This is a genomic window from Pseudomonas poae (genome assembly GCF_001439785.1).
GTDB lineage: Bacteria > Pseudomonadota > Gammaproteobacteria > Pseudomonadales > Pseudomonadaceae > Aquipseudomonas > Aquipseudomonas poae.
Genome location: NZ_JYLI01000001.1, coordinates 443,602 through 456,710, shown reverse-complemented (window position 1 = coordinate 456,710; position 13,109 = coordinate 443,602). Strand labels below are relative to the sequence as shown.

General features: G+C 61.9%; 15 protein-coding genes and 1 pseudogene. 12 read left to right on the top strand and 4 right to left on the bottom strand.

Annotated elements, in window-relative coordinates; all coding sequences use genetic code 11:
• Positions 1–166: pseudogene (locus TU75_RS01600) on the top strand (L-arabinose ABC transporter permease AraH); the annotation flags it as partial.
• Between the two features lie 54 nt (positions 167–220).
• Here TU75_RS01600 and TU75_RS01595 read toward each other — a convergent pair.
• A complete protein-coding gene (locus TU75_RS01595) occupies positions 221–1,369 on the bottom strand; it encodes an aldose epimerase family protein (RefSeq protein ID WP_060548029.1) in 1,149 nt (382 codons plus the stop codon).
• A gap of 137 nt (positions 1,370–1,506) precedes the next feature.
• On the opposite strand from TU75_RS01595, the gene TU75_RS01590 reads away from it, so the two are divergent.
• The 3 genes from TU75_RS01590 to TU75_RS01580 all read left to right on the top strand — a co-directional run bounded on the left by TU75_RS01590 (position 1,507) and on the right by TU75_RS01580 (position 5,301).
• Positions 1,507–2,274, top strand: coding sequence for an SDR family NAD(P)-dependent oxidoreductase (locus TU75_RS01590; RefSeq protein WP_003238108.1), 768 nt, complete (start codon positions 1,507–1,509; stop codon positions 2,272–2,274).
• Between the two features lie 90 nt (positions 2,275–2,364).
• On the top strand, positions 2,365–3,198 hold the full coding sequence (yghU, locus tag TU75_RS01585; protein WP_060548028.1) for a glutathione-dependent disulfide-bond oxidoreductase: 834 nt from the start codon (positions 2,365–2,367) through the stop codon (positions 3,196–3,198).
• A gap of 537 nt (positions 3,199–3,735) precedes the next feature.
• On the top strand, positions 3,736–5,301 hold the full coding sequence (locus TU75_RS01580) for a TerC family protein (protein ID WP_060548027.1): 1,566 nt from the start codon (positions 3,736–3,738) through the stop codon (positions 5,299–5,301).
• On the opposite strand, the gene TU75_RS01575 is transcribed toward TU75_RS01580, so the two are convergent.
• Both TU75_RS01575 and TU75_RS01570 read right to left on the bottom strand, forming a co-directional pair.
• A complete protein-coding gene (locus TU75_RS01575; protein ID WP_003238115.1) occupies positions 5,261–5,614 on the bottom strand; it encodes a thioredoxin family protein in 354 nt (117 codons plus the stop codon). The two genes, TU75_RS01580 and TU75_RS01575, sit on opposite strands and share 41 nt — an antisense overlap.
• A gap of 90 nt (positions 5,615–5,704) precedes the next feature.
• Positions 5,705–5,953 (bottom strand): hypothetical protein, encoded by a 249-nt coding sequence (locus TU75_RS01570; RefSeq protein ID WP_003238117.1) that lies wholly within the window; start codon positions 5,951–5,953, stop codon positions 5,705–5,707.
• Between the two features lie 320 nt (positions 5,954–6,273).
• Between TU75_RS01570 and TU75_RS01565 the strand changes: the two genes are divergently transcribed.
• The 8 genes from TU75_RS01565 to TU75_RS01530 all read left to right on the top strand — a co-directional run bounded on the left by TU75_RS01565 (position 6,274) and on the right by TU75_RS01530 (position 12,711).
• Complete coding sequence (locus TU75_RS01565) at positions 6,274–7,122, top strand: transporter substrate-binding protein (RefSeq protein WP_015372302.1); 849 nt, start codon at positions 6,274–6,276, stop codon at positions 7,120–7,122.
• Between the two features lie 52 nt (positions 7,123–7,174).
• Positions 7,175–7,837: an amino acid ABC transporter permease gene (locus TU75_RS01560; protein ID WP_015372301.1), complete on the top strand. Its 663-nt coding sequence runs from the start codon at positions 7,175–7,177 to the stop codon at positions 7,835–7,837.
• An 11-nt stretch (positions 7,838–7,848) separates the two neighbouring features.
• Positions 7,849–8,511 carry an amino acid ABC transporter permease gene (locus TU75_RS01555; protein WP_003238123.1) on the top strand — a complete coding sequence of 221 codons (663 nt, stop codon included), beginning with the start codon at positions 7,849–7,851 and terminating at the stop codon, positions 8,509–8,511.
• Entirely contained in the window at positions 8,508–9,290 is a 783-nt protein-coding gene (locus tag TU75_RS01550) for an amino acid ABC transporter ATP-binding protein (RefSeq protein WP_003238125.1), read from the top strand. The genes TU75_RS01555 and TU75_RS01550 overlap by 4 nt, the downstream gene beginning before the upstream one ends.
• A gap of 16 nt (positions 9,291–9,306) precedes the next feature.
• Positions 9,307–9,696, top strand: a complete 390-nt coding sequence (locus TU75_RS01545) for a RidA family protein (RefSeq protein ID WP_003238127.1) — start codon at positions 9,307–9,309, stop codon at positions 9,694–9,696.
• A 5-nt stretch (positions 9,697–9,701) separates the two neighbouring features.
• Positions 9,702–10,466: an IclR family transcriptional regulator gene (locus tag TU75_RS01540; protein ID WP_060548026.1), complete on the top strand. Its 765-nt coding sequence runs from the start codon at positions 9,702–9,704 to the stop codon at positions 10,464–10,466.
• Between the two features lie 10 nt (positions 10,467–10,476).
• Positions 10,477–11,685: an amino acid deaminase gene (locus TU75_RS01535; RefSeq protein WP_060548025.1), complete on the top strand. Its 1,209-nt coding sequence runs from the start codon at positions 10,477–10,479 to the stop codon at positions 11,683–11,685.
• 117 nt (positions 11,686–11,802) lie between these two features.
• On the top strand, positions 11,803–12,711 hold the full coding sequence (locus TU75_RS01530; protein ID WP_060548024.1) for a sugar kinase: 909 nt from the start codon (positions 11,803–11,805) through the stop codon (positions 12,709–12,711).
• Between the two features lie 108 nt (positions 12,712–12,819).
• Here the strand turns inward: TU75_RS01530 and TU75_RS01525 are convergent, their stop codons facing one another.
• Positions 12,820–13,095, bottom strand: coding sequence for a peptidylprolyl isomerase (locus TU75_RS01525; protein WP_003174397.1), 276 nt, complete (start codon positions 13,093–13,095; stop codon positions 12,820–12,822).
• Positions 13,096–13,109: the final 14 nt, after the last annotated feature.

Genomic DNA, 13,109 nt, shown 5'->3' with positions numbered 1-13,109 from the left:
GAGCGGCGGCATCGGCATGATCCGCCATGTGATTGCCGGGGTGCTGATTTTGGCGATCATCGAAAACGCGATGAACCTGAAGAACATCGACACGTTTTACCAATACGTGATCCGCGGCTCGATCCTGTTGCTGGCGGTGGTGATAGACCGCATGAAGCAACGCTGACCTCAAGCTCTGCGAGGAATCAATGTGGGAGGGGGCAAGCCCCCTCCCACAGTTTTAGTCAGCGGAGAACTTGAAAATCGTGTTCTGGGTGTAGGTCTGCCCCGGGTTCAGGCGGGTCGAGGCAAAGTTGGGCTGGTTGGGTGCATCCGGAAAGTGCTGGGTTTCCAGGGTAAACCCGCTCCAGTGCAGATACGTCTTGCCGGCCTTGCCCTTCACCGAACCATCGAGGAAGTTGCTGGTGTAGAACTGCACTCCCGGCTCGCTGGTGTAAAGCTGCAGGCGGCGGCCCGACTCAGGGTCATGCACCTCGGCAGCGAGTTGCTTGACGTCGCCCTTGGTATCCAGCGCCCAGTTGAAGTCGAACCCGCCTTGCTTGGGTTCGGCGAACTTGAGTTGCGGATGATCGTCCTTGATGTGCTGGCCGATAGGCGTGGGTTTGAGAAAATCCATCGGCGTGCCGGCCACCGGTGCCAGTTCGCCGGTCGGAATCAGCGTGGCGTTCACCGGCGTGTAATGGCTGGCGTGCAGGGTGGCGACCTGCTTGAGGATGTCGCCATTACCGGCGCCGGCCAGGTTGAAGTAGCTGTGGTTGGTGAGGTTGAGCACCGTCGGTTTGTCGGTGGTCGCCTTGTAGTCGATGTGCAGTTCGTTTTTGTCGTTGAGGCGGTAGGTGACTTCGGTCTTCAGGTTACCGGGGAAGCCCATTTCGCCGTCTTTGGACAGGTAGGTGAGGGTGACGCCCACCGAGTCCTTGTCCTTGACCTGCGCCGCTTTCCACACGTGCTTGTCGAAGCCCTGGGCGCCGCCATGCAGCGAGTTGGGGCCATCGTTGAGCGGTACCTGGAAGCGCTTGCCGTCGAGTTCAAAGGCGCCGCCGGCCAGGCGGTTGCCGAAACGGCCGATGGTCGCGCCAAAGAACGCGGTGCCGGCCTGGTAGCCTTGCACGTCGTCAAACCCGAGCACCACATCGTCGACCTTGCCGTGCTTGTCCGGCACCTTCAGCGACTGCAACACGCCGCCGTAGGTGATAACCGTGGCTTGCATGCCGTGGCTGTTGCGCAGGATGTACTGTTCGACGGGTGTGCCGTCATTGGTCTTGCCGAACGGCTTGTGCTCACTGCTCAGGCCTGTTGCCTGGGCGCCGCCACTGGCAACCAGCATGGACAGGGCGAGGCCGGAGAGCAGGTATCGAGGGTGCTTCATGGTCGAACTTCCTTTTGTTGTTTTGAGTGGAATAGTTCTACTAATAGCGATATTTTGTCGGTGTGACAGCGAATTTATAGCCTTTAACGCCGATTTCGTAAAATAAAATAAGACTAATTGATCGAGGCAACCGTTATATGAGTATTGCGCAGGCTGTGTATCCCGACCTCAAGGGCAAAACCGTGCTGGTGTCCGGCGGTGCCTCGGGCATTGGTGAGTTCATGGTGCGTGCCTTTGCCGCGCAGGGCGCCAAGGTCGCGTTTGTGGACCGCGCGCAGAGCCAGGGCGAACGCCTGGCGGCGCTGTTGAGTTCGCAGGGGCATACCGTCGAGTTCGTGTGCTGCGACATCACCGACGAGATCGGCTATCGCGCCGCCATCGGCCGCTTCGAGCAGTCGCTGGGGCCGATCACGGTGCTGGTGAACAATGCCGCCAATGATGTACGCCACACCTTGGAGGAGGTCGATTCGCAGACCTTCGACCGCTTGATCGCGGTCAACCTCAAGCACGCCTTCTTTGCCGCCAAGGCGGTGGTGCCGGGCATGAAAGAGGCGGGCGGCGGTTCGATCATCAACCTGGGCTCCGTCGGCTGGATGATGGCGTCGGCCGGCTACCCGGTGTACGCCGCCAGCAAGGCGGCGGCCCATGGCATGACCCGTGCCCTGGCGCGTGAGCTGGGGCCCAGCCATATCCGCGTGAACACGCTGGTGCCGGGCTGGGTAATGACCGAGAAGCAACTGGCAATGTGGGTGGACGATGCGGCCAGGGACTTGATCGCGCGCAGCCAGTGCCTGCCGGGCAGCGTGCTGCCGGAGCATATCGCCAACATGGCGTTGTTCCTGGCGTCGGATGCGGCAGCGATGTGTTCGGCGCAGAACTTCATCGTCGACGGGGGCTGGGTGTAGGCACGCGGATTGGTGCTGGATGGAACGTCGGCCGGCTGGCAGTATCGAAATGTTTCCAACCTACTGTTGCAACCCAAGGGAGAACCGAGCATGACTGACTACCAGCCGCCGAAAGTCTGGACCTGGGACGCTGAAAATGGCGGCACCTTTGCCAGCACCAACCGGCCCATTGCCGGTGCCACCCATGACAAGGCGCTGCCGGTGGGCAAGCATCCGTTGCAGCTGTATTCCCTGGCCACGCCCAATGGGCAGAAGGTCACGATCCTGCTGGAAGAACTCCTGGCGCTGGGGCACAGCGGCGCCGAATACGACGCGTGGCTGATCAAGATCGGTGACGGCGACCAGTTCGGCAGCGGGTTTGTGGCGGTGAACCCGAACTCGAAGATCCCCGCGCTGATGGACCACAGCGGCCCCACGCCGATTCGCATATTTGAATCCGGCGCGATCCTGCAATACCTGGCCGAAAAGTTCGGCGCGTTGCTGCCCACCGCGCCGGCGGCGCGGGCGGAGTGCCTATCGTGGCTGTTCTGGCAGATGGGCAGTGCGCCTTACCTGGGCGGCGGCTTCGGACATTTTTATGCCTATGCGCCGAGCAAGATGGAGTACCCGATCAACCGCTTCGCCATGGAGGCCAAGCGTCAGCTGGATGTACTGGACAAGCGACTTGCCGAAAGTGAGTACATAGCCGGGGATGAGTACAGCATTGCCGATATTGCGATCTGGCCCTGGTACGGCGGGTTGGTGTTGGGACGCTTGTATGACGCGGCAACCTTTCTCTCGGTGCATGAGTACACCCACGTGATGCGCTGGGCCAAGGCGATCGATGCACGACCGGCGGTCAAGCGCGGGCGTCGGGTCAACCGGGTGTTTGGCGAGGTGTCCGAGCAACTGGCGGAGCGGCATGAGGCTGCGGACCTGGATTGATTTCATCGGCTTTGGCTACCGGGTTCGTTGTGGCGATTGGAATTATTGTGGTGAATGGATGTGTTATGGCGAGCGGGCTTGCCCCAATGCCGTTCAGTTAAGCGCAGATTCCTTGTGGCGAGCAGGCTTGTCCTGCGTTGGGCTGCGCAGCAGCCCCAAAACCAGGCGCTGAGCCGTATCAGGTACACCGCGTTTTGCTGGATTGGGGGGTGCTTCGCACCCCAACGCGGGGCAAGCCCGCTCGCCACAGAAGCCCGCTCCCTACAGCGGGCCCCGTTGCCACAGCGGTTTACAGATCTTGTAATAGTTTTGCGTTGTGGGAAATTTATGTTTCGGCTGTAGGATTCAAGTCCTTTTCCCATCGCAGGACTTGCATGAACACCCTCTCGGAGCCTCCCAGTCGTCTTTCCTCAAGACACCCACCGTCGCTGTTCCCGCTCAAACACCCCGTATTCCGACTGATAGCCTTGTCCCGGTCCACTGATCGCGCATTGCCGTGCCCGGCCTCCTGAAAACTGAACACAGAGACTTATAGAAATGGAATGGTTAGCGGACCCTACGGCCTGGCTTGGCCTGGCGACCCTGATTGTGCTGGAACTGGTGCTGGGCATCGACAACCTGGTGTTTATCGCGATCCTGGCGGACAAGCTGCCGCCGGAGCAGCGCGACCGTGCGCGGTTGATCGGCTTGTCCCTGGCGCTGCTGATGCGCCTGGGCCTGCTGGCGAGTATTTCCTGGCTGGTCACCCTCACTCAGCCGTTGTTCGAGGTGTTCGACAAGAGCTTCTCCGGCCGTGACCTGATCATGCTGTTTGGCGGTGTGTTCCTGCTGTTCAAGGCCACCATGGAGTTGCACGAGCGCCTTGAAGGCCATGTGGCCCAGCGCAGCGGCAATGTGACCTATGCGATGTTCTGGCCGATCGTGGCGCAGATCGTGGTGCTCGACGCGGTGTTCTCCCTCGACGCGGTGATTACCGCCGTGGGCATGGTCGATGAGCTGGCGGTGATGATGATCGCGGTGATCGTCTCCATCGGTCTGATGATCGTGGCCAGCAAGCCGCTGACCCGCTTCGTCAACGCACACCCCACGGTGATCATGCTATGCCTGGGCTTTTTGATGATGATCGGCTTCGCGCTGACCGCCGAAGGCCTGGGGTTCCATATTCCCAAGGGCTACCTGTACGCCGCGATTGGTTTCTCGATCCTGATCGAGGTGTTCAACCAGATCGCGCGAGCACGTCGCAAGAAGTCGGCGCAGGGCGTGTTGCCGGTGCGTGAGCGGACCGCTCATGCGGTGATGCGCCTGCTGGGTGGCCGCGGCCTGGCGGTGGAAGAGGTGGGTGATGACGTCGCCGACCTGCTGGGTGAAGCCGATGCTGCCCAGGGCCCGCTGTTCGACCGACGCGAACGGGTGATGATCAGCGGCGTGCTGCAACTGGCCGAGCGGCCGATCCGTACCCTGATGACGCCACGGGCCAAGGTCGACTGCATCGATCTGGCGGACGACGCCGAGACGATTCGTCGAACACTCATGCATTCGTCCTATTCGCGCCTGCCGCTGATCCGCAACGGCGCGGTGGATGAACCGCTGGGCTTTGTGCACAAGAAGGAACTGCTCAAGGAATACCTGGCCGGCAACGAGCCGAATCTGGAACACCTCGCACGTCGAGCGATCAACCTGCTGGACAGTTTTTCGATCCTCAATGCCCTGGAGCAGATGCGCCAGGAGTCCACTCACATCGCCTTCGTGATCAACGAGTTCGGCGATTTCATGGGGGTGTTGAGCATGACCGACATTCTCGAGTCCATTGCCGGCGAGTTGCCGGACGCCAGTGAAATCGAAGGGCCGGATATTGTCGAGGAGGGCGCGGGCTTTCGCGCCAATGGTGCGTTGAACCTGAACCAGGTGCGTCAGCGCACCGGTTTCACAGCGGCCGCGACCGAGGACTATCAGACCCTGGCCGGGCTGGTGATGAGCCTGCTCGACCGCCTGCCGGTGCTGGGCGATAGCCTGGAGCATGAGGGCTGGCACCTGACGGTGGCGGCGGTGGAAGAGCGGCGGGTCACACAGGTGTTGCTGGTGCCGTTGCAACCCACTCCTTGAATACGGCTTCGAGGATTTTTTCCTGATCCTGCGGTTCACCAATGCCCTTGAGGTTTTTGACCTCCAGGGCATTTTTGTACACCACCAGCGTTGGCGTGCCGTCCACGCCTTCGATGTACGGGGTCTGCGTCGTGTCCAGCACCATGGTCTTGGTGCCGTGGCCGTATTTTTCGGCAACCCGCTCAAAGCGTTGGCAGGCGCCCATGCAGGCCGGGCAATAGGGTGAGGTGAACAACGCGATGACTAGAGAATGTTCTTTCAGAATGCTCTCGTATTCCTTGAGGTCATTGATCACCGTATTTGCAACGCCCATGACGATCTCCTTGCGTACGCGGCCTGAAAAGCCATTGCCGGTACGCTAAATCGGCCGATCATCAACGTCTACTGTCAACCTTTACAGGTATCAAGCGTCACGGTCACGCTCTATGCGTTCGCGCGCCTTGCGCGCCTGGCCGGCGCATTTGCGGTACTCCTCATTGTCACGGGACGCCTTCGCCTCGCGGTAGCCGTGGTGGTTCTGGCTGGTGTAGTCGACGTTGAACGCCTCCTTGAGTTTCTGCAGCTCTTCCTTGCATTCGCGACGGTCGTTGCTGGCCCAGGCGCTGCCGGCTGCCAGCAGGGTGAGCAATACCAGGGTGAGACGAAGCTTCATCGGGGTGCATTCCTTGTCGTCGGAGGTGTGCCAAAGGCTAGTCCAGCGCCGGGATTTTTCCAGACGGCGCTGCGCGCGGTAACGGGGCGGTGACGCACTGGCTTGGCGCCGTCATCTCTGTATGGGGCCATGGGTAGCACTGCTACTGGCAATGCCGACGCGCTGCCGCGTTCCGTCTTCTGATTCATCTGCTTGATTAACAACAGTTTTATTCCTGTCATATTTTTCTGTTACCGCCAGTGGCACACTTTCTGCTGTTTATTCCGTTGTTACATACCAAGTTCCGTTATAGCGGACTAAACAGCCCTGGAGTGCTCGCCATGCATCACCGACCTTTCGTGTTCAAAGCGTGTGTTTTTCTTTTTGCCGCCTCGGCGTCCCTTGCCAGCCTCGCGCAAGCGGCGGACAGCAAGCTCGATGCCGTGCTCAAGCGCGGGCACCTGATCGTGGGCACCGGCAGCACCAATGCGCCGTGGCACTTCCAGGGCGCTGATGGCAAGTTGCAGGGGTTCGATATCGATATCGGCCGTATGGTCGCCAAAGGGCTGTTCAACGACCCGAGCAAGGTCGAGTTCGTGGTGCAGTCATCGGATGCGCGCATTCCCAACCTGCTCACCGACAAGGTCGACATGACGTGTCAGTTCATCACCGTCACCGCCAGCCGTGCGCAACAGGTGGCCTTCACCCTGCCGTACTACCGCGAAGGCGTGGGCCTGCTGCTGCCCAACAACAGCAAATATAAAGAGATCGAAGACCTGCAGGCCGCAGGCGACAGCGTCACTGTCGCCGTGTTGCAGAACGTGTACGCCGAAGAGTTGGTGCACCAGGCGCTGCCCAAGGCCAAAGTTGACCAGTACGACAGCGTCGACCTGATGTACCAGGCGGTGAACTCAGGGCGCGCCGATGCCGCCGCCACCGACCAGTCCTCGGTCAAGTACCTGATGGTGCAGAACCCTGGCCGTTACCGCAGCCCGACCTACGCCTGGAGCCCGCAGACCTACGCGTGCGCGGTCAAGCGTGGCGATCAGGACTGGCTGAACTTCGTCAACACCGCCCTGCATGAAGCCATGACCGGTGTGGAGTTTCCCACCTACAAGGCCTCGTTCAAGCAGTGGTTCGGCGTGGACCTGCCGGAACCCGCCATCGGCTTCCCGGTCGAGTTCAAGTAAATCGTAAACCCTGGGGTGTCGCCGACGACGCCCCGAGCAGGTGCTGCCAACCATGAACTATCAGTTGAACTTTGCCGCCGTGTGGCGCGACTTCGACACCTTGCTGGCGGGGCTCGGCCTGGGCCTGACGCTGGCGTTGATCTCGATCGCCATCGGCTGTGTGATCGGCCTGTTGATGGCCTTCGCCATGCTGTCTCGGCACCGCGCCCTGCGCATCCTCGCCTCGGTGTACGTGACGGTGGTGCGCAATACGCCGATCCTGGTGCTGATCCTGTTGATCTACTTTGCCTTGCCGAGCCTGGGCATCCGCCTGGACAAGATACCCTCGTTCATCATCACGCTGTCGCTTTACGCCGGTGCCTACCTCACCGAAGTGTTCCGCGCCGGGTTGTTGAATATCCCCAAGGGCCTGCGCGAAGCCGGGCTGGCCATCGGCCTGGGCGAGTGGCGCATTCGTGCCTACATCAGCGTGCCGGTGATGCTGCGCAACGTGCTGCCGGCGCTGTCGAACAACTTTATATCGCTGTTCAAGGACACCTCGCTGGCAGCCGCCATCGCGGTGCCTGAACTGACTTATTACGCCCGTAAGATCAATGTCGAAAGCTACCGGGTGATCGAAACCTGGCTGGTCACGACGGCGCTCTACGTGGCTGCCTGTTACCTCATCGCCATGCTGCTCCGCTACCTGGAACAGCGTCTGGCGATCCGTCGTTAGGAGCCGCCTCCATGTATCAATCCCCCAGTTGGCTGCAGGAATTGTGGATCGCCCGTGACACGCTGTGGGCCGGCTTCCAGGCCAGCGTCTACGTGTCGGCCCTGGCAATACTTTTCGGCACCCTGATCGGCATTGTCGCCGGCTTGATCCTCACCTACGGCAGGTTCTGGATGCGCGCGCCGTTTCGTCTGTATGTCGACCTGATCCGCGGCACGCCGGTGTTCGTGCTGGTGCTGGCGTGTTTCTACATGCTGCCGGCGCTCGGCTGGCAGATCAGCGCGTTCCAGGCCGGTGCGGTCGGGCTCACGCTGTTCTGCGGCTCCCATGTGGCGGAAATCGTGCGCGGCGCCTTGCAGGCCATTCCCCGTGGGCAACTGGAGGCGGGCCGGGCGATTGGTCTGACGTTCTACCAGTCTCTGGGCTATGTGCTGTTGCCCCAGGCGCTGCGCCAGATCCTGCCGACCTGGGTCAACTCGTCCACGGAAATCGTCAAGGCCTCGACGCTGCTCTCGGTGATCGGCGTGGCCGAGTTGCTGCTCAGCACCCAGCAAGTGATCGCGCGCACCTTCATGACCCTGGAGTTCTACCTGTTCGCAGGCTTTCTGTTCTTTGTCATCAACTACGCCATTGAATTATTCGGGCGCTACATTGAAAAACGGGTGGCCTTGCCATGAACCAGCCTCAAACAACCCAACCGCTGTTGGACATTCGCGGCCTGCACAAACACTACGGCGCGCTCGAAGTGCTCAAGGGCGTCGACCTGAGCCTGCAACGCGGTAACGTGGTCACGCTGATCGGCTCCAGCGGCTCGGGCAAGACCACGCTGCTGCGCTGCGTCAACCTGCTCGAAGAATTCCAGGGCGGGCAGATCACCCTGGAGGGTGAGTCCATCGGTTACAGCGAAGCCAGCGGCAAGCGCGTGCGCCACCCGGAGCGTATGATCGCCCGGCACCGCGCGATGACCGGCATGGCGTTCCAGCAGTTCAACCTGTTCCCCCATCTGACGGCGTTGCAGAACGTCACGCTGGGCCTGTTGAAAGTCAAGAAGATGCCCAGGGACGAAGCGGTGGCACTGGCCGAGAAATGGCTGGACCGCGTGGGGCTGCTGGAGCGGCGCAATCACTTTCCCGGCCAGTTGTCCGGCGGTCAGCAGCAGCGGGTGGCGATTGCCCGGGCCATTGCGATGAACCCCAGCCTGATGCTGTTCGACGAAGTCACCTCGGCCCTCGACCCGGAGCTGGTGGGCGAGGTGCTCAGTGTGATCAAGGGCCTGGCCGAGGAGGGCATGACCATGTTGCTGGTCACCCATGAGATGCGCTTTGCCTACGAAGTCTCGGACAAAATCGTGTTTATGAACCAGGGCCGCATTGAAGAGCAGGGCAGCGCGAAAGACGTGTTCGAGCGCCCGCAATCGCCGCGCCTGGCAGAATTTTTAAAGAACATTCGTTTTTAATCAGGAGCCTGTTTTTATGAGCATTACTCGTTACGGAGCCGGCAGCACCGCCGGAGGTGGTCAGCCTCGTCCTTTTGCCCGCGCCGTGGAAGCCGACGGTTGGCTCTATGTGTCGGGCCAGGTACCTGCGGTGGACGGTGAAATCATCACCGGCGGGATCATCGAGCAAACCCGGCAGACTATGCGCAATGTGGTGGCGATCCTCGAAGAGGCCGGTTACGAATTGAAAGACGTGGTACGTGTCGGCGTCTGGCTGGAAGACCCGCGCGACTTCTGGAGTTTCAACAAGGTCTTCGGCGAATACTTCACCCCGGAACACGCCCCGGCACGGGCCTGTGTGCAGGCCAGCATGATGGTGGATTGCAAGGTGGAGATCGATTGCGTGGCCTACAGGAAAAAGGGCTGACTGCCATGACCGAAGACCCCATCAAACGCCGCGCCAAGGGCCTGGATCGCGCATTCGATATCCTCGATTTTCTCAAGGAGGTCGGTCAGCCCCTGCGCCCGAATGATATTGCCAGCGGCATCGGCAGCCCCAAATCCACGGTCTACGAACTGGTCGCCTCGCTGCTGGAGCGGCGCATTCTGGAGACCGTGGGCAAGGACGGCCACGTCTATCTGGGTCGCCAGCTGTACTTCCTCGGCCAGGCGCACCTGCGCCATTTCGACCTGACCCGCGAGGCCGACCACGCCTTGCAGGCAATCGTCAGCCAGACCCGTGAAACCGCGCAGATGTGCCTGCTCAACGGGCGCAAATACACGGTGGCGCTGATGCGCGAGGGCGAGCGGCATTTCCGTATTTCCTCGGACATCGGTGAAAACGCGCCGATCCCGTGGACCGCCTCCGGGCGCCTGCTGCTCGGGCACCTGAGCGACCAGCAGATCGTCGAGCTGATCGACCCCGACGACTTCATCCTGCCAGACGGCCAGCGCCTGGCGCTGGACACCTTCCTGGCGCAGATTCGCCAGGCCACCCTCGACGGCTTCTTTTCCTTCGACAGCGTGGCCGACACCTTCACCCATTGCTTCGCCGCGCCGGTACGGGACGCCCAGGGGGTGAGCATTGCCACCCTGTGCATCGTCGCGCCACGGGCCGATGCAATCACCCACTACAACGACTACCGCCGGGTGTTGATCGACAGCGCCAACCAGTTGGCCCGGCGCATCAACGAATAGGAGTTTTTGCATGTCCGCCCTCAACGCCGTTGCAAAAGGCGCCGCCGCCGTCGGCGCCCATCTGGTCCGTGACGTCAGCCTGCCGGCCCTGGTCCTGCACCGCGATGCCCTGGAGCACAACATTCGCTGGATGCAGGATTTCGTCGGCAACAGCGGCGCCGAACTTGCGCCCCACGGCAAGACCAGCATGATGCCGGCGCTGTTTCAGCGTCAGCTCGCCGCCGGTGCCTGGGGCATCACCCTGGCCAATGCGGTGCAGACCCGCGCCGCCTACGCCGGTGGCGTGCGCCGCGTGTTGATGGCCAACCAACTGGTAGGCGCGCCGAACATGGCGCTGATCGCCGAGTTGCTGGAGGACCCGCAGTTCGACTTCCATTGCATGGTCGACCACCCGGACAACGTCGCCGACCTGGGCCTGTTCTTCGCCGCGCGCGGCCTGCGCCTGAACGTGATGATCGAATACGGCGTGGTCGGTGGCCGCTGCGGTTGCCGCAGTGAGCAGCAGGTGCGCGAGCTGGCTACCGCGATCAAGGCGCAGTCGGCCCTGGCCCTCACCGGGATCGAAGGCTACGAAGGTGTGATCCACGGCGAGCACGCCATCAGCGGTATCCGCGACTTCGCCGCGAGCCTGGTGCGGCTGGCGGTGGACCTGCAGGACAACGGCGCATTCGACCTGGCCAAGCCCATCGTCACCGCCTCGGGCTCGGCGTGGTATGACCTGATCGCCGAGTCCTTCGAACAGCAGAACGCCGCCGGGCGTTTCCTCAGCGTGTTGCGCCCCGGCAGCTACGTGGCCCATGACCATGGCATCTACAAGGACGCGCAATGCTGCGTACTCGACCGGCGCAACGACCTCGACGAAGGGCTGCGACCGGCCATGGAAGTCTGGGCCCACGTGCAGTCGCTGCCCGAGCCCGGCTTTGCGGTGATTGCCCTGGGCAAGCGCGACGTGGCTTATGACGCCGGCCTGCCGGTGCCGCTCAAGCGCTATCGGGCCGGCATCGTGCCGGCCGAGGGCGATGACGTGAGTGCGTGCCAGGTCACTGCGGTGATGGACCAGCATGCGTTCATGACCGTGGCGCCGCAGGTTGAGCTGCGCATTGGCGACATCATTTCGTTCGGCACGTCACACCCTTGCCTGACCTTCGACAAGTGGCAGGTGGGGTGCCTGGTGGATGACGAGTTGCGCGTGATCGAGTCCCTGCAGACCTGTTTCTAGACCGAGTCGCCTTCAGCGCAGACAAGCCAGCTCCCACATTTTGAATTGTGAATACCTTCAGCTGTGGGAGCTGGCTTGCCTGCGATGAGGCCTTTCGCCACACCGGAGAGCATCGCCATGACCATCCAACCGCGCATCGCCCTGATCGGCGAATGCATGATCGAACTGCAACAACGCGCCGACGGCAGCCTGCACCAGAGCTTCGGCGGTGACACCCTGAACACGGCGGTGTACCTGCGCCGCGAGCTGGGAGCGGTGGGCACGGTCGACTACGTCACCGCCCTGGGCGATGACAGTTTCAGCGATGCCATGTGCCAGCAATGGGCCGACGAGGGCTTGGGGCTGGGCAGGGTCCAGCGTCTGCCGGGGCGCCTGCCGGGTTTGTATTGCATCCAGACCGACGCCAATGGCGAACGCAAATTTCTCTACTGGCGCAACGAGGCAGCCGTGCGCGACTGTTTCACCACGCCCGCGGCCGAGCCGATCCTGGCGGCGTTGCCGGGCTATGACCTGGTGTATTTCAGCGGCATCACCCTGGCGGTATTGGGTGAGATCGGCCGCGAGCGTTTGTTGCAGGCGCTGGCCGCAACCCGGCGCAGGGGCGGCAAGGTGGTGTTCGACAACAACTACCGGCCACGCCTGTGGACCGGTGTCGAGGCGGCGCGGGAGGCGTATCGCAAGGTCATGGCCGAGGTGGACATCGCCTTGCTCACCGAAGATGACGAGCAGGCGTTGTTTGGTTATACCGACAGCGAGCAGGTGTTCGCGGCGTACCCGGCGATTACCGAGGTGGTGCTCAAGCGCGGCGCGGATGAGTGTCGGATTCGCTGCGAGGGCGTGCGCGTTGCCGTGCCGGCGTTGAAGGTCGAAAAGGTGGTGGACACGACAGCGGCGGGGGATTCGTTCAGCGCGGCGTACCTTGCCTCCCGGCTCAAGGGCGGTTCGCCGCAGGAGGCTGCGTTGGCGGGGCATCGGTTGGCGAGCCGCGTGATTCAGGTGCCGGGTGCGCTGATACCCAGAGAGTGAATGGCCGCCTGTGGCGGATCGGGAGCAAGCCCCCTCCCACCATTTGAATGGTGAACACCTTCAAGTGTGGGAGGGGCTTGCCCCCGATAGCGGTGTAAAGCCAACCCCTCAGTCGCGGTAAAACACCTGCACCAGGTGATACCCGAACTTGCTCTTGATCGGCCCGTGCACCACCTTTACGGGCTTCTTGAAGATCACCGCGTCAATCGCCCCCACCATTTGCCCAGGTCGCACTTCACCCAAATCACCGCCGCGCTTGCCCGATGGGCAGGTGGAATACTTCTTGGCCAGCACATCGAAGGCTTCGCCCTTGGCGATGCGCTGCTTGAGTTGTTCGGCTTCTTCGCTGGTTTTCACCAGAATATGACGGGCTTGGGCTTTCATCGTGTTCTACCAGG